Origin of the sequence: Pectobacterium peruviense, from assembly GCF_003312355.2 — a bacterium.
Taxonomy (GTDB): domain Bacteria; phylum Pseudomonadota; class Gammaproteobacteria; order Enterobacterales; family Enterobacteriaceae; genus Pectobacterium; species Pectobacterium peruviense.
This window is the reverse complement of sequence record NZ_CP161826.1, coordinates 1,140,541-1,156,110: the sequence shown is the minus strand read 5'-3', so window position 1 is coordinate 1,156,110 and position 15,570 is coordinate 1,140,541. Positions and strand designations below refer to the sequence as shown.

Here is a 15,570-nt window from a genome sequence, read left to right as displayed (position 1 = left end):
CTCTAAAAACCTGTCAATAGTAAAAGAGTATAAATAACTCCGTTGCAGAGTACTCCATTATAGAGTATTGTCAACTGAGTTATCAAAAACACGAGGTACTCTCATGGCAACGTTAACCAGACAACAGCTACAAGCCATGAACACTAAAGACGAGACATTCTTTAAGGAACTCGGAACGAGGATTGCACTGGCGCGTAAAGCCCAGCAACTGACTCAGCAGCAACTGGCTGAACAACTTGGCATCGCGCAGCAGACAATGGCGCACTATGAAGGCGGGAGACTCAAGGTTTCTGCGGCGTTATTACCTCAACTCGCGCAGATACTCAGCCTGTCACTGGATGAACTGCTCGGATTGCCTGCAACCCGACAGGGCAGCAAGCGCGGGCCAGTCTCGCGCCTTGAGCAGCAGATAGACGTTATCAGCCGATTACCCAGGGCAAAGCAAAAACTGGTGTCGGAGATTCTGGATAATGTGATTGGTAAAACAGAAGAGCAGTAAAACGATAACGCGACTGCTACAGGAGGCAACCTGTAACAGCCGCTCACCACAAGCAACTAACAGGAGTAGTTACCATGGCTGACGTGCATTCTACGCCAGATACCACCGTTTTTAAAATCTCTCAGGCCGAGCGCTTTACCCGCGTTGGATATCGCCCCATCAAGGGCAACCATGATACCCCCGCGATTAACATTGCCGGGCAGTGGCTAAAAGACGCCGGATTTACCACCGGGCAACCGCTCAAGCTACGCATTATGCCCGGCTGCATTGTCATCACCACGCAGGATATCCATGAACTGTGGGGCAACCTGCACGCCCTGAGCATTGCGCCGTTTGATGAGTATGCCGTCACCCACTGGCTCAACCATTTTCCCGGCGGGCTGAACATGGAGGGCGCACGATGAGTATTCATTATGCTTTCCAGCGCGGTGACCTGCCGGAACTCACGCTGACAGGCCATGAACTGCAACAGGCGGGATTTTCCGCCAAGACGTTGTTTCGTATTGGTCTGTACCGCAACGGGTTAATACTGACGCGACTGGATGAGGATACGGATATCGCGGCGCTGCTAAACGAACTGGACGGCAGCGAGACGGAGGGCGCGGACTGGGTGGGGGACAACGGGGAACTGACGCTGGCAGGGGACTGGCTGACGCAGAGCGGGTTACTCGGCCAGTCGTTAAGCATTGAGGTGCGGCTCGGTAAAATAACCATTCGGGCAGAACAGGGAAGTATGCTGGCGTAATAAAAAGCCGGAAGGATCATGAGATCGCTTCCGGCTATTATTTTATAAAAATGCTATTTCTGAACTTCCTATTTTTTTAACCAATAAACCTGAGAATTTAATACCAATGCCGTGTTCTGTATCCCCGCCCCATCTAAATACAAAACCAAATTCATCTTCAACATCAGGGAAAATATAAATCTTCACCAACTTGAAGGATACATCTTTAGATTTATAAACACTATGAACATATGAAGATATTGCACTCACTGATAATTTAAAAAATTCATCCTGATTTTTAAATATAAAATCAATATCGCCAACCATCTTTTCATCACTAGATTCTGATTCTAGATAAATTACTTGGATCTCAGACTCATTAAAAACGTCAAAGATAAGATCAACTGCAACACCTTCATCATCTTCATAAAAATCAAAGCTCTCACTGTCCATTTAAACCTCTCTATTTCTGTTTGCAAACCTTAGGTGGTTTAGGCTTATTCATTTCTTTAGCAATACGTTTAGCTTCTGGTGATTCATATTCCACGCCATGATGCTTTTCAAATTGACTTACAGATCCAGAATGAGGGAATGTTTTTTCATGCGCTTCAGTTTTTACCAATTGCATTGTTGATTCGTTAGTGACTGGATCATAATCATCAAGATGATGCCAAGTATACCCAGCAGGATGAGCTTTACCCGTAGCTTTTCCAGAAGGACCATTATATCCAGCAAGATCATTTGCAGCTTTGAAGTCGCCATACCTCCCGCCAGTCATTTTAATTTTGACGGTATTTTCTCCACCTTGATAGAGAGCATCTGTACCAGAGAAATCAACGCCGGGATATTTGGATAATCCTAAAGGATCGATCCACTCCAACGGATTGTGTACATACGCTTGAGGATGGATGCCACCTCTTAGCCCTATCGGGTCATAGGGACGATCCTGACACGGTCGTACTTTTTAGCGCACTTAACCTATTGATGCAACGGCCTTTTCAGACAGCGTTTTCGGCCTGTTTAACATCACCGCAACCCCAACACCCCGACGCGCACTTTTAGCCCCAGACACGCTACCGCCACGCTGTGACTTCCCTGTCTGCATAAGCCACATCATAGCAGCGGCGCCAGCCGCTGCCATTAGTCGTTTCGCCTTTTGGGGGTTTACCACCTCAACCCGCCCGGCTTCCGCAACTCGCTTGGGGAAGCCGGGCGGGTTCTGCGGGGGCGGGCGGCAAAGAGTCCGCAAGCGTCGCCCTGCGACGCTCTGGTGCACCGTGCAGGAGGGAACCGCAGGTTTGCATGACAACGCCACTCCGGGGCGGGTAGCGGAAGCTGGCGAGCGGGGAAGGAGCGAGGAGCTTGCGACTGCGACCCCGCGCAGCCAGACGCAGCCGGGCGGGCATGAAGCCGTTAAGCGGAGGCCGAAGGCCGACAACCCCTTTTCTGTTGACGTTTGCTGAGGATTGACGCCGCAGCCTGCGCCGCCAGGGAGGGCGGCCACACTGTGGGAGCCGAAGAACGGGCGCGATATTCGCAGCAGAGCGAGCCTGCGAGCTGTGCGCCACACCTTACCCAAGAACCGAACCCCGGCGGCCAGCCGCACACCGTGGCCGAAGTAGCCGCAACGCGCCCATTAGCTGCCCGGCGCCGACATAATGTGGCATTACGCGCGGGTTGCGTTCAGCAACTTGCGCGTAATGCCACATTATGTTGAATGACGTTCGGCCAGCAACGTTACATACAGAGAACGCCATTGGCTGGCGCTGGCCGAGCGACATTTACCGCCGGAGCGCCTTGGCCGCATAAGGCAAGCGGTGCGCCACGGAGGGCGCAGCGTTTGCCCTGCACCGTCCTGCGGCCTTGAAGGGAGTGAGCTACTTTTTCGGGCTGTCCGGCTGCGGCGTGGTGTCCGGTTTGCGTTTCTTCCTGCGTCGCGTTTTCGGTTTCTGCTCTGCCGGATGGGTTTTCTCATGTACCTGTTTCAGATGCCCGATAGCAACCCGCGTGTAGACCTGCGTGGTTTCCAGCTTTTCATGACCTAAGATAGCTTGTATGTGTCGTGTGTCTGCGCCGTTCTCTAACATCTGCGTTGCCATCGAGTGTCGGAACACATGACACGCCCCCGCCTTTTTCAGGTGCGCCTGTTCGCGGATAGCGCTTCCCGCCAGTATCGTCAGCGTTGACCGGGCCAGCCGTTTGCCCCATATCGTCACGAACAGATAGCCGCTGTCGTGCTTCGTCGTCAGCCGTGGCCGCACCGCATCCAGATAGCGTTGTACCCAGACCAGCGCCCGCAGCCCCACTGGCACCACTCGGTCTTTGTTCCCCTTGCCCTGCCGCACCACCAGAACCCCGCGCCCCACGTCCACATCGGCCAGCATCAGCCCGGCCAGCTCTGAACGTCTTAGCCCCGTGCTCCACAGCATTTCCAACACGGCGCGGTTACGCAGTCCGGTTAACGTCTCGGTGTCCTGTGCGTCCATCACCGCTTCTGTTTCTTCCTCGCTCAGTATCTGCGCCGGAAGTCGTTTCTCCGCTTTCGGCAGCGTCATCTGCTCCGCCGGATTGTACAGGATATGATGGCGGTGCAGCAGCCAGCGGAACAACATCCGGATAGCCGTCAGGCGGTTAAGTTGCCCGCCTTGTGCCAGCGGTTTGCCGTCGGCTTTGCGGTAGCCGTGCAGATGCCGCTGATACGCTTCCAGCACTGCCAGACTTACCTGTGCTGCCTGCGTGAGTCCACGTTCTTCGCACCACGTCACGAACGGCCGCAACCGTTCACCGTACCCTTCCACCGTGCGCGGGCTGTGATTCGTCGCGCTCAGGTGAGCAAGGTAAGCCGTGGTGTACTGGCGCAGCGTCTGTGACAGGCCGCTAAGGTAAAGGGCTTCCGGGCTGGGTGGTTTGGGTCGGGTCATGGCGGCGCGTCCTGCGAAGTGAGAAGAAGGGAACTACGATGTGATGCGCTTAGCTGGCTTTGCCGGAACCGTGCTTTTACCGTAAACCCGACTTGCGACAGATGAACCCTTATCGGCTGCGGCTTGGCGCGGTTTTGCTGACCCAGACTTGGCCCCGACTTGGGGCAGACTTGACCCCGACTTGCCATTACCAGACCCAGACGTGCGCAAGTCGTACCCGTCTTTTTCACTGACTTCCGGCTCGATTAACCCGCACAGGTGCGCCCCTTCCGGCACTGTGCCATCCCACAGCAGTTCGTACTGCAACAAGTGTCCCCGGCTCCCGCCATGAACCAGCAGGTATTCCATTTCAGCCAGTCGCAGGCAGTGCAGCTTAAGCTGACTGTCACTCCACTGTGTCGCGTTGCGGATATCCCGCCGGGTAAAGCGCACCTCACCCGGTTTTTTGTTCTGCGCATGCGCTAACTGGTTCACCATCCCCTGTATCAGCAGCAACAGCTTGCGCGTCTGCGGCGGCATCTCGTCCAGCGTCCGGCCAAGGATTTCGTGGGCTAACCGATTGGCCAGCACGATATCCGACCGTTCCACCTCGATGTATTTGATGACCGTGCCACGGTGCTCTACCGTCTTCACTTCCCGCTGGTACTGATGCAGCAGCGCGACAGACTGGATTAACGTCAGGTACTTCATATGGTCACGGCGGGTGCGGGTTTTATCGCTCAGGAACGTCAGTTGTGAGGCGAACGGGTTCACCACTTTTAACGGTTTCAGTAACCGCTGGGCGTTCTGGTGCAACTCCGTCAGATACCCTTTCTCGTTCTCCATCAGCAACCCTTCCAGCGTTTGCTTGTGGCGCTGCAAGGCGTGTATCGCTTCCGTCTGTTCGCGGGATTCGTTCACGCTGAGAACCAGACAACGGTTTAACAGCTCTTCATCCACATCGATGGCTGTCGTTGTTAACATCAACATCACCGGGCCTTTCACCGTGTACTGTTTGGTAACAAGGTTTCCCGTCGCATCATCCTTGCCCGTTGATGCTATCGTCAGTTCTCCGTCACTCTGCAACAGCTTCAGCGCATAGGCGGCTTGCCTGACGCCTTCTTCTTCCGCTATCGCCAGTATCTTGTGCTGTAAGTTCGTTTCGCCCAGATAGAACAGGCTCTGTCCCGTCATGGCCGAGTATTGCAGCCGCTCTTCCGGTGGGATGAGGTTCAGTACCGCATCCATCAGCGAGGATTTTCCCGCCGCCGAACTGCTCTGGATTAACACCGCTAACGGTCTGTCCAGCTTGCGCGATACTGCCGCCAGATACCCCGCCACTAAGTTGGTCGATTCCCCCACCACGCCACAGGCGGCAAGATCATCCGTCAGCCTGCCGATAAGGTTCGGGTCTTGCAGCAACGCCAGCGCGTCGGCTTTCGCGGCATCGTCCAGTTCTGGTGCGGTGTCACTGGCGGTTTCCGGCTGGCTCAGATGACTTTCCAGTGCCAGCAGCACCCGTCCCAGAGTGCGTTTAAGGTCACTTTCCGCTAACCCTAACTCACTCGCGGCCAGCCGCGCATACCCTGCACGCGAACGCGCACTCATCATGTCCACGCTGTCCGCGAACACCACGCCGCTTTCCGTATCCAGTACCTGCGCGTTCACCTTCATCGCGCCGCTGCCCGCTTTCACCGATGCCATGCCCCGGATGCGCCACTGCTGGCCGGACAGCGCTATCTCAAGCTCACCGTTTGGCAGGGCGTCAACCACAACCCCGGCAGCTAAAGAGGCGGCAGGTTGAGACGGTTTTTCAGGCTGTGGCACGGATTCAGGTTCAACGCTGACCGCTTCCCCCATTGGCAACGCGCCGTCAACCAGTAACCCGAACGCTGCTTCTGGTTCGGCCACACTGCATAAGTAGCCGTTCGCATCCATGCCAGACGGGAACACCACGCGGAACGGGGTGATGCCCTCAGCGGCTAAGGACTCAGCCAGTGTTACCGCCGCCGTATTGCCTGCCTCATCGTTATCGAACGCGATAAGCACCTGTTTTACCCCGTGGCGGATAAAGGCTTGTCGCATCTCATCGGTAAAGCCATTTACCCCATACGCCGCCGTCACATTACGATACCCCGCCACCCAGAACGACATCGCATCGATAAGCGATTCGCATAAGATGACCGACTTACTCGCAACCAGTGCCTGTTCGTTCCACACCCCGCCGTGTGGCCCCGGCAGGTACAGGTGTTTTGGCGTCCCGGCACGCAACTTGTCGCACAGTTTGCGCCCGTACAGCTCCCGCACCTGACCGTGACTATCGATAACAGGAACAACCAGTGAACCCGCCAGATGTTCATGGCCGCTGTCACGCATCACCCCGATGGCCTGCAACTGCGCCCGGATGGCCGCACCGTCTTTCAGCTTCTTTGATGGCAGACGATAGCCCAGCGTCCGGTTGGCGAACCCCAAGCGGAACTGCGCCACTAACTCAGGATGATTGAGGCGGCGTTTTTCCAGATAGGCGATGGCGTCCGGCGCATTGAGTAAGGTGTGATGATAGAACTCGGTAACACGATGCAGTAACGCCTGCTGCTCTTGTTCATTCGCGATATCCGCCACAGGGGGCAACGGCTCAGCGGCGGGCACACTCCCCAACTCACGCCGCAGTTTATCGACCGCATGCGGCAGGCTTAAGCCCTCCGTCTTTATTACCCAGTCAATGACCGAGCCGCCCGCGTCACAGCCGAAGCAGTGATAGAGATTCTTGTCCGGCGAGATAACCATAGACGGGGTTTTCTCCTGATGGAACGGACACAGCGCCACCCAGTCCTTGCCACGCTTCACCACCTTGCGACCTTGACCACGCACCACCTCAACCAGTGACACGGCGGCTTTGAGATGCTGCAACTCAGATTCGGGGATGCGTGCCATAAACGGATTTCCTCTAAAAACCTGTCAATAGTAAAAGAGTATAAATAACTCCGTTGCAGAGTACTCCATTATAGAGTATTGTCAACTGAGTTATCAAAAACACGAGGTACTCTCATGGCAACGTTAACCAGACAACAGCTACAAGCCATGAACACTAAAGACGAGACATTCTTTAAGGAACTCGGAACGAGGATTGCACTGGCGCGTAAAGCCCAGCAACTGACTCAGCAGCAACTGGCTGAACAACTTGGCATCGCGCAGCAGACAATGGCGCACTATGAAGGCGGGAGACTCAAGGTTTCTGCGGCGTTATTACCTCAACTCGCGCAGATACTCAGCCTGTCACTGGATGAACTGCTCGGATTGCCTGCAACCCGACAGGGCAGCAAGCGCGGGCCAGTCTCGCGCCTTGAGCAGCAGATAGACGTTATCAGCCGATTACCCAGGGCAAAGCAAAAACTGGTGTCGGAGATTCTGGATAATGTGATTGGTAAAACAGAAGAGCAGTAAAACGATAACGCGACTGCTACAGGAGGCAACCTGTAACAGCCGCTCACCACAAGCAACTAACAGGAGTAGTTACCATGGCTGACGTGCATTCTACGCCAGATACCACCGTTTTTAAAATCTCTCAGGCCGAGCGCTTTACCCGCGTTGGATATCGCCCCATCAAGGGCAACCATGATACCCCCGCGATTAACATTGCCGGGCAGTGGCTAAAAGACGCCGGATTTACCACCGGGCAACCGCTCAAGCTACGCATTATGCCCGGCTGCATTGTCATCACCACGCAGGATATCCATGAACTGTGGGGCAACCTGCACGCCCTGAGCATTGCGCCGTTTGATGAGTATGCCGTCACCCACTGGCTCAACCATTTTCCCGGCGGGCTGAACATGGAGGGCGCACGATGAGTATTCATTATGCTTTCCAGCGCGGTGACCTGCCGGAACTCACGCTGACAGGCCATGAACTGCAACAGGCGGGATTTTCCGCCAAGACGTTGTTTCGTATTGGTCTGTACCGCAACGGGTTAATACTGACGCGACTGGATGAGGATACGGATATCGCGGCGCTGCTAAACGAACTGGACGGCAGCGAGACGGAGGGCGCGGACTGGGTGGGGGACAACGGGGAACTGACGCTGGCAGGGGACTGGCTGACGCAGAGCGGGTTACTCGGCCAGTCGTTAAGCATTGAGGTGCGGCTCGGTAAAATAACCATTCGGGCAGAACAGGGAAGTATGCTGGCGTAATAAAAAGCCGGAAGGATCATGAGATCGCTTCCGGCTATTATTTTATAAAAATGCTATTTCTGAACTTCCTATTTTTTTAACCAATAAACCTGAGAATTTAATACCAATGCCGTGTTCTGTATCCCCGCCCCATCTAAATACAAAACCAAATTCATCTTCAACATCAGGGAAAATATAAATCTTCACCAACTTGAAGGATACATCTTTAGATTTATAAACACTATGAACATATGAAGATATTGCACTCACTGATAATTTAAAAAATTCATCCTGATTTTTAAATATAAAATCAATATCGCCAACCATCTTTTCATCACTAGATTCTGATTCTAGATAAATTACTTGGATCTCAGACTCATTAAAAACGTCAAAGATAAGATCAACTGCAACACCTTCATCATCTTCATAAAAATCAAAGCTCTCACTGTCCATTTAAACCTCTCTATTTCTGTTTGCAAACCTTAGGTGGTTTAGGCTTATTCATTTCTTTAGCAATACGTTTAGCTTCTGGTGATTCATATTCCACGCCATGATGCTTTTCAAATTGACTTACAGATCCAGAATGAGGGAATGTTTTTTCATGCGCTTCAGTTTTTACCAATTGCATTGTTGATTCGTTAGTGACTGGATCATAATCATCAAGATGATGCCAAGTATACCCAGCAGGATGAGCTTTACCCGTAGCTTTTCCAGAAGGACCATTATATCCAGCAAGATCATTTGCAGCTTTGAAGTCGCCATACCTCCCGCCAGTCATTTTAATTTTGACGGTATTTTCTCCACCTTGATAGAGAGCATCTGTACCAGAGAAATCAACGCCGGGATATTTGGATAATCCTAAAGGATCGATCCACTCCAACGGATTGTGTACATACGCTTGAGGATGGATGCCACCTCTTAGCCCTATCGGGTCCGGTGACAGATACTGTCCGCTCTCCGCATCATAGTAACGATGCCGGTTGTAGTAAAGCCCCGTTTCCGCATCGTACAGCTGTCCCTGATAGCGCAGCTCACAGTACACCTCCTCGTTTGCCGCATCCCCCAGGTAGCGCCGCAGCGGGATGGGTCGCCGCTCTTCACGATGCGCACCCCACAAACCCTGTTCGCCGCGCCAGCGGATTTCCCCTTCCTCGCTGCACAGCTCTCTCGCGGTCCCTGTCAGGTCAGTGACGATGTAGTGCAGTTGTGTGCTGTCGCCCTGCGCTTCCACCTGTGCCAGTGGTCGGAAGCTTCCCGGCTCGTATACCCACTGCACTTCCCGCGCCGCGGAGCCGTCTGCCCGGTACTGCTGCTGACCAATCAGCTGGTCACCATCCCACCGGTACGCCACCCGCGCTACCGCCTGCGCCGACGGCACCTGCCCCTCGCGCACCTTGTTGACTCTGCGACCAAACGCATCGTAACGGTAGCGCCACCGTGCGCCGTCCGGCAGACTCACCCGTACCAGCCGGTCCTGTACGTCCCAGTCGAAGTACGTTTCCTTCGGCCTGAACCCCGGACGCGTTTCACGTTTCATCGCCAGACGCCCGCAGTCATCATACCGGTACTGCGTATGGCCCCGCTCGATTACCCGGCCTGCCGCATCGTACCGTGCCGACGACTGCACCACCGCATCCTGCACCTTCAGCGTCTCACCCAGACCCGGCGCTATCTGCGACACCTCGCACAGGTTCTGTTCGCTGTCGTAGCCAAATAGCCGTGCCTGACGCCGACGTCCCTCATCACGGCGCTCCGCCGTCACCTGACCCGCCCCGTTCAGCCGGAAGGCCTGCTCACCCCAGTGGCTGTCGGTGATACCCGTCAAACGGTCCAGCACATCGTACTGATAACGACGCTCCAGCACGTCATTGACCCGCCCGTCCGCCCCTTCCAGCGCCTGACGCTGCAGCAGCCCCGTCGGGCTCCACTCGTGTCGTAATGCAAACCCGCTGCCGTTACTGCGTCGCTGCTCTTCGCCCGCCGCGGTGTGGCTGAACTGCAACGGCTGGTGTGAACCGATGCCCAGCGACGACAGCCGCCCCGACTGCCATGCCAGCTGCAGTGGCGCCAGAATACCGTCGACAATGGCACGCTGACCGCCCGCGTCGTAACCGCTCTGCACCGCCTCGCCGTTGACCGTCTCCGACGTCACCTGACCCGCCCGGTTATAGGCGTATTCCACCACCGCATCCGGGCTGACGGCTTTGGTCAGCCTACCGGCAACATCATATGCCAGCTCGGTGATGCCGTCCGTTTCCCCGTCCGCTCTCCGCGCCGTGATACGCGTTATCCGCCCTGACGCATCATGTTCATAATGAAGAGCACTACCATCCGGTGCCATTCGCTGCACCAGACGGTCTGCTACATCGTAGTGATAGCGATATATCCGGCCGTCGTAATGCCGCTCCTCACTCAGCCGTCCGCTGTGGTCAAAGCCGTACGTCCAGTCCCGTCCCTGACTGTTCGTCACCCCGGCGAACTCCGCTTCCGCATTGTAGTGGTAGCGAACGGTTGCGCCCAACGGGTCGGTTGCTTCCAGCAGGTTATCGAACGCCCCGTAGCGGAACTGGTGGCGCTGGCCCAGCGCATCCGTCACTGCCGTCAGGTTACCTTCCACATCATAACCGAACTGCGTCTCGCTGCCGTCTTCGTATACCACTTTCGACGGTGACTCGCGCACGCCGTCATACTCCCAGCGCCGAACCTGCACGCCCATCTCATGCCCGATATGTCGCTCCGTCAGGCGGTCAAGGTCGTCATACCGGAACGTTACCGGTGGCGCATTATCCCGTTCAAGGCTGCTCAGCAGGCCACGGCGGTTATAGTGATAACGCTGCAATACACCGTCCGGCCCTATCACCGTCGATAGCTGTCCCGTTTCTCCATAAGAATACAGCCACTCACGACCTTCAGGGTCGTTCACCTCCATAACCTGCCCGGTCGCATTACGCTGGTAGTACCATTCACTGCCCAGCGGGTCGGTATAGGCCAGAAGATCTCCGTTATCGTCATACGCGCATTGGTGCGTGGCACCATCAGGCAGGATAACCTCAGTCACCAGTCCCCAGTCATTGCGCTGATACGTCGTGCGTCCACCCAGCGGGTCGGTCTCCGCCACCAGTTGGTTGTCCACCCACTCGAAATGGGTCTCACCGCCATCTGGTGTACGCTTTAACAGAATATTATTACGCTCATCGCGCACATAGCTGATCACTCCACCAAACCCGCTATAGTAACGGCTGGTTAGGGTATCATCATCATATTCAAAGTGCCCCGGCCAGTAGCCTTCCGAGGTTCTATCACGTATTACACGACCTTTTTTATCGTAGTCGTGTTCAACCCAAGTCAACGCTAAATCCGACCAGCGCAGCAGCCAGCCTTCAGGAGAATAACGATAATCAAAGTTGCGCCCTTCGTCAGCCCGCACGCTCAGTAAATGCCCGCGACTGTCGTAGATATAGTTAGCCAATTTTTTCAAAGGGTTGCGATGAGCATCGCATAACGTTAAACAAGTAATACGTTGGCGACGAGTTTCCACATGAATCAAGCGCTTGTCAGGCAAAGCAACCCAACGTAACACGCCAAACTCCCAAATCAGCGAGATCTGGTTATCCTGCCGATCCTCTATGGATGTTAGGCATAATTCCCTCCCTCTGGCGTGCTCAAAGCGATAGTGTAAACCACCAGCATCTTGCAGAATCAAACGCCCCTGTTGGCGGGTCAATCTCCACTGCGGGTTAGACGGTGAACGAGTACATTCTCCCTCAACAGGCAAAACAAATATCGCCTGATTGAATTCACCGTCAATCAGAGTCACTACACCTTCTTTAAGTGTCAGGCTCATATCCCAGTTACTACGCCATAATGATCCTAATAAACCAGGTTTCCGCTCACCACCAGACCGGTAATAGCGTTTCATCGCCAGCGGTAAAATACCTGCTAGTTGGAAATCAGTACGCCACTCCACCATATATCCCGTGGCCATATCGACCGGTTCACCTTCACCTTGGCACTTATTTGATGTAGAGCAGGTCTTTCCATCTGCGGTGCCAGCGGTAGATGACGTATGGCCGGGAGTGCCATCAACATCTAGTGGCGTTTTATCCGCTACCTTAATTTCAGGCTTTGTCGCCTCCCCTTTACCTACCGCTGATCCAGATTTTCTGGTAATAATCTTCCCAATAAACGTATTAACTTTCTGGATAATCTCATCAACAATTTCTTTAAATTTATTAATGAGCTTTTTAATAACACCACAAATTGCAGAAAAACTATCTTTTGCAAATGCAACAATCCAACTTTTTGCTGAACTTGTGGCATTTTTTACCATCAGCTCAATAGCCGTAATTATTTTATTGAGCAAACTTATAGCTTCTTTAGCTTCTTTATTTATTTTTTCGGCAAAATCCATTAACCATCGAACAATATTACCATTAGATAGATTTCTAATTTCACGAACAGCCAGTTGAACGGCTTGATTATCCAACGCACTTTTTTCTAATGCTTTCATTGCACGGACAACAGATTTACCTGCAATTTTTAGAGCATGTCCAGGGCCAGGAATAACGCCTACGACATTCAGTGCACCCTCAGCAAGGAAATAGTTATCCTCCAGGTTATCTGGTTTTTTATAGGCAGCCCAGCACCACTCACCAATAAAATAAACATCGGGTGCCTGACCAACCACTGGGATAAAGCCGAGAATAATTTGACAAAGTAGCAAAACCGCTGTTTCTGTTGTCTGATCGGCAACTTCTGCTGACAGGCTATGATGAATTTTATTAATTGCCCGCTTAAATTCACGATCACCCGCATTAATCTGTTTTTTTAATGTTTGAAAACGGTCATAGGCTAGTTGATATTTATCTTCAACGTTAGAAAAAAATCGTCCACTCAATGTACTATCATCAACATTCACTTCATCATAACGTTCGCTGTCTTCAGCGTCGTACTCTACAATTCCTTTTTCATGCAATAGTAAATAAAGGGTAAAATACTCTCCAGCTAATGCTGCGTGAGCGGGATTAGCTTGGAGTACTGGGTTATTTTCTACGGTATCAGGGGAATCAAAATCATCTGAACCTTCCTTAATATCAAGTTGATAAGCATTGCACGCCATATTTTGGATTTTAAAGTACCCACTTCCATCCGTTTGCCCATCCGTTTTATTCCCTTTGCTATCGGTTAAAACAAAAGGAGCATTTGGTACAGGATCCCCTGACGAGTAGACATATTGAACAAAGGTTTCACACTCACATTCTTTACACCCCCCTTGAATGATTTTATCCGTTGAAAACTTTTTTTCCGCAGCGGCACTACTTTGGTGTAATGAATCCTGCTTGTCCTGACTCATGAAATGACGTCCTTTTTATTTTATGCTTCGTCCAGGTGGTCAATTGCTGCCTGATACAGACGATCCATACGGCTTTGCGTGCCGATGTATTCCGGCTGTATCAGAATATTTTTTGCCCAGGGCTGATGAATGAATTCCGGCGAGAGTTCTGTCGCCAATGCCAGCCAACGCACGATATCGCGGTCATTGTTAAAGCCGTTGTTCCTCGCCTGTTCCGCCTGCTGGTAGGTAAACGTCTGTAGCTCATCGTCAGGCGCATGTTGCCAGCCAGCATGGTAAGCGCGCAGGTGTTCCCTGTAGCGCGCCAGATTCTGATGTTCAGAAGGCACCATGATGGCTTGCCATTGTTCATCGCTCAGTTGACGCGGCAGGATGTCGGGAATGGAGTGGGGTTCACGGGCTGTCAGGTTTAAAGCACGTACGTTTCCATCAGGCGAAATATCGCAGAAGCTGGCTATCGGGCCATAGAGCGCGCAGGCTTCTTGTACAGAACTGGCTGATAGCAGTTGATTCACCACCCGCCAGTCACCCACACGCAGAATGACATTTTCCCCGGAAGGTGAAGCCACCAGACTCCACTGCCGCAGATGCTTTGTTACCTCAAGTAATTGATCGAGCGGCGAGTACGCCTGCATAAACCATTCCAGTTGCAGACCCATTCCCCACCCAGACTGGGTGATAATGTGTTCTTTCACCTGCGACCAGTTAGCCGCGTTAAGCGGGATGCAATACGGCGCTACCGACGCATGAACGCGCCCCGTTTCCCCCCAATACAAACGCGTCTGTTCCAGACTCCCTCCCCAGCGCTCGGCCAGCCAAGGCACTGCATCATTCATTGATGCCTCAGCAATAACAAAACAGCCACCCTGAGCAACACGCGTTTGCCAGGCGGTATCATCTTCCGGCGTCAGTTCAAGGAAAGGTTGCGATACACTCACAGCGTGACCTCCGTCATGTCAGGTAACTCTCCCCGCATCCAACCGGGGCGATGGTAATTAAGCTGTACACTTTCAATACGTTCAGGCTCAGATTTAAAAATCCGAATACTGTCCGCAATCGAATAGCGTTCAATCAGATGAATAAAAATCGAGTGTAAATAGAATTCGCTACCGAGTACCCAGCGATGAGCAGACCAGGCTTCACATTCCGCTTCGCTGGCTTTAGGGTAATATTTTTCAGCTAATGCAATGCCGCTAATAAATCGAGCCTTTACTACTTCGAGATCCAGAGGAAAAGCACATTGCGCACTGACAAAAAGAAAGAGTTCATTCGCTAATCGGTGTAATCGATTGTCATTGGCGAGAAGGTAGTATTGATAATTCGTTAAGTTAATTTGGTAATTTTTATTAATTTCGATCTTATTTTCTTTATTAACAGCCTGCTGTGAAAATAGCTGATACTCCCCTCGTTCGCTATTCACTATAGGCAAATACATATTATTTAACGGACCAAGAAAATCAGTTTGAGCAGCAAGGTCAAGGGTAGACCACCAGGTCGATAAAACCTCTGGCACATAGCTACGAAACAGCGCTCGTGTGCCATCAGGCCAGAGACAGAAAATACGCGTCTGCCAAAAGTCAGCAACCTGCTGCAATGTCAGTGAGCTATGCGTAAGAATCACGCCACCATGCCGCTCCGGCTGCGTCTCTGTCAGCCAATGCAATAAGGTTTCGCCTGGTTTGCCTTCTTCTATTTTCACCACAATTGGAGCCCACATCTGCCAGTCTTCAGCATCCTTGCCAAAATGCAGCTGTTGCCATATATCCGCAGCAGCAGGTTGAAAAGCCTGCCAATATTCAGGTAATTTGGGATAACTCAGCGGCGAGATAATAGCGTATAAAGGCGCATCGAACTGGCTGATTTCAAACAGAGTATAACCGTTTGCCATCATCATTATTTGCCTGTAAATAAATAATATAATTTTTA

At 52.6% G+C, this 15,570-nt stretch carries 14 protein-coding genes; 6 read left to right on the top strand and 8 right to left on the bottom strand.

Going from position 1 to position 15,570, the window contains the following annotated elements:
- Nucleotides 1–103: 103 nt before the first annotated feature.
- From DUT67_RS05155 to DUT67_RS05145, 3 genes are all read left to right on the top strand, one after another.
- Nucleotides 104–499, top strand: a complete 396-nt coding sequence (locus DUT67_RS05155; RefSeq protein WP_113633061.1) for a helix-turn-helix domain-containing protein — start codon at nucleotides 104–106, stop codon at nucleotides 497–499.
- 74 nt (nucleotides 500–573) lie between these two features.
- Complete coding sequence (locus DUT67_RS05150; protein ID WP_113633062.1) at nucleotides 574–903, top strand: SymE family type I addiction module toxin; 330 nt, start codon at nucleotides 574–576, stop codon at nucleotides 901–903.
- Nucleotides 900–1,244, top strand: a complete 345-nt coding sequence (locus tag DUT67_RS05145; RefSeq protein WP_113633063.1) for a SymE family type I addiction module toxin — start codon at nucleotides 900–902, stop codon at nucleotides 1,242–1,244. The genes DUT67_RS05150 and DUT67_RS05145 overlap by 4 nt, the downstream gene beginning before the upstream one ends.
- Before the next feature lie 42 nt (nucleotides 1,245–1,286).
- Here DUT67_RS05145 and DUT67_RS05140 read toward each other — a convergent pair whose 3' ends face one another.
- The 4 genes from DUT67_RS05140 to DUT67_RS05125 all read right to left on the bottom strand — a co-directional run bounded on the left by DUT67_RS05140 (nucleotide 1,287) and on the right by DUT67_RS05125 (nucleotide 7,057).
- Nucleotides 1,287–1,676 carry a hypothetical protein gene (locus DUT67_RS05140; RefSeq protein WP_113633064.1) on the bottom strand — a complete coding sequence of 130 codons (390 nt, stop codon included), beginning with the start codon at nucleotides 1,674–1,676 and terminating at the stop codon, nucleotides 1,287–1,289.
- A gap of 10 nt (nucleotides 1,677–1,686) precedes the next feature.
- The gene (locus DUT67_RS05135; RefSeq protein WP_368350113.1) at nucleotides 1,687–2,103 is read right to left on the bottom strand and encodes an HNH endonuclease; all 417 of its coding nucleotides are present in this window, start codon (nucleotides 2,101–2,103) and stop codon (nucleotides 1,687–1,689) included.
- A 997-nt stretch (nucleotides 2,104–3,100) separates the two neighbouring features.
- Nucleotides 3,101–4,144, bottom strand: coding sequence for a site-specific tyrosine recombinase XerC (xerC, locus tag DUT67_RS05130; protein ID WP_113633059.1), 1,044 nt, complete (start codon nucleotides 4,142–4,144; stop codon nucleotides 3,101–3,103).
- A 33-nt stretch (nucleotides 4,145–4,177) separates the two neighbouring features.
- The gene (locus DUT67_RS05125; RefSeq protein WP_113633060.1) at nucleotides 4,178–7,057 is read right to left on the bottom strand and encodes a CHC2 zinc finger domain-containing protein; all 2,880 of its coding nucleotides are present in this window, start codon (nucleotides 7,055–7,057) and stop codon (nucleotides 4,178–4,180) included.
- 114 nt (nucleotides 7,058–7,171) lie between these two features.
- Here DUT67_RS05125 and DUT67_RS05120 point away from each other — a divergent pair, with 114 nt between their 5' ends.
- The 3 genes from DUT67_RS05120 to DUT67_RS05110 all read left to right on the top strand — a co-directional run bounded on the left by DUT67_RS05120 (nucleotide 7,172) and on the right by DUT67_RS05110 (nucleotide 8,312).
- Nucleotides 7,172–7,567: a helix-turn-helix domain-containing protein gene (locus DUT67_RS05120; RefSeq protein ID WP_113633061.1), complete on the top strand. Its 396-nt coding sequence runs from the start codon at nucleotides 7,172–7,174 to the stop codon at nucleotides 7,565–7,567.
- Nucleotides 7,568–7,641: 74 nt separating this feature from the next.
- Complete coding sequence (locus DUT67_RS05115; protein WP_113633062.1) at nucleotides 7,642–7,971, top strand: SymE family type I addiction module toxin; 330 nt, start codon at nucleotides 7,642–7,644, stop codon at nucleotides 7,969–7,971.
- Nucleotides 7,968–8,312: a SymE family type I addiction module toxin gene (locus DUT67_RS05110; protein WP_113633063.1), complete on the top strand. Its 345-nt coding sequence runs from the start codon at nucleotides 7,968–7,970 to the stop codon at nucleotides 8,310–8,312. The genes DUT67_RS05115 and DUT67_RS05110 overlap by 4 nt, the downstream gene beginning before the upstream one ends.
- 42 nt (nucleotides 8,313–8,354) lie before the next feature.
- Here the strand turns inward: DUT67_RS05110 and DUT67_RS05105 are convergent, their stop codons facing one another.
- Genes DUT67_RS05105 through DUT67_RS05090 form a run of 4 tightly spaced genes read right to left on the bottom strand, consistent with a single transcriptional unit; the run spans nucleotide 8,355 to nucleotide 15,535 of the window.
- The gene (locus DUT67_RS05105) at nucleotides 8,355–8,744 is read right to left on the bottom strand and encodes a hypothetical protein (RefSeq protein WP_113633064.1); all 390 of its coding nucleotides are present in this window, start codon (nucleotides 8,742–8,744) and stop codon (nucleotides 8,355–8,357) included.
- Nucleotides 8,745–8,754: 10 nt separating this feature from the next.
- Nucleotides 8,755–13,644, bottom strand: coding sequence for an RHS repeat-associated core domain-containing protein (locus DUT67_RS05100; protein WP_368350112.1), 4,890 nt, complete (start codon nucleotides 13,642–13,644; stop codon nucleotides 8,755–8,757).
- Nucleotides 13,645–13,664: 20 nt separating this feature from the next.
- Nucleotides 13,665–14,582, bottom strand: coding sequence for a DUF4123 domain-containing protein (locus tag DUT67_RS05095; protein WP_113625533.1), 918 nt, complete (start codon nucleotides 14,580–14,582; stop codon nucleotides 13,665–13,667).
- Nucleotides 14,579–15,535 (bottom strand): DUF4123 domain-containing protein, encoded by a 957-nt coding sequence (locus tag DUT67_RS05090; RefSeq protein WP_113625532.1) that lies wholly within the window; start codon nucleotides 15,533–15,535, stop codon nucleotides 14,579–14,581. Before DUT67_RS05090 ends, DUT67_RS05095 begins: the two co-directional genes overlap by 4 nt.
- Between the last annotated feature and the right edge of the window lie 35 nt (nucleotides 15,536–15,570).

Bases quoted from the DNA above. Each gene is read 5' to 3' on its own strand.
- DUT67_RS05120 (WP_113633061.1), top strand. From the start codon at position 7,172: ATGGCAACGTTAACCAGACAACAGCTACAAGCCATGAACACTAAAGAC.
- DUT67_RS05115 (WP_113633062.1), top strand. From the start codon at position 7,642: ATGGCTGACGTGCATTCTACGCCAGATACCACCGTTTTTAAAATCTCT.
- DUT67_RS05100 (WP_368350112.1), bottom strand. From the start codon at position 13,644: ATGAGTCAGGACAAGCAGGATTCATTACACCAAAGTAGTGCCGCTGCG.
- DUT67_RS05155 (WP_113633061.1), top strand. From the start codon at position 104: ATGGCAACGTTAACCAGACAACAGCTACAAGCCATGAACACTAAAGAC.
- DUT67_RS05105 (WP_113633064.1), bottom strand. From the start codon at position 8,744: ATGGACAGTGAGAGCTTTGATTTTTATGAAGATGATGAAGGTGTTGCA.
- DUT67_RS05140 (WP_113633064.1), bottom strand. From the start codon at position 1,676: ATGGACAGTGAGAGCTTTGATTTTTATGAAGATGATGAAGGTGTTGCA.
- DUT67_RS05090 (WP_113625532.1), bottom strand. From the start codon at position 15,535: ATGATGGCAAACGGTTATACTCTGTTTGAAATCAGCCAGTTCGATGCG.
- DUT67_RS05125 (WP_113633060.1), bottom strand. From the start codon at position 7,057: ATGGCACGCATCCCCGAATCTGAGTTGCAGCATCTCAAAGCCGCCGTG.
- DUT67_RS05145 (WP_113633063.1), top strand. From the start codon at position 900: ATGAGTATTCATTATGCTTTCCAGCGCGGTGACCTGCCGGAACTCACG.
- DUT67_RS05110 (WP_113633063.1), top strand. From the start codon at position 7,968: ATGAGTATTCATTATGCTTTCCAGCGCGGTGACCTGCCGGAACTCACG.
- xerC (WP_113633059.1), bottom strand. From the start codon at position 4,144: ATGACCCGACCCAAACCACCCAGCCCGGAAGCCCTTTACCTTAGCGGC.
- DUT67_RS05150 (WP_113633062.1), top strand. From the start codon at position 574: ATGGCTGACGTGCATTCTACGCCAGATACCACCGTTTTTAAAATCTCT.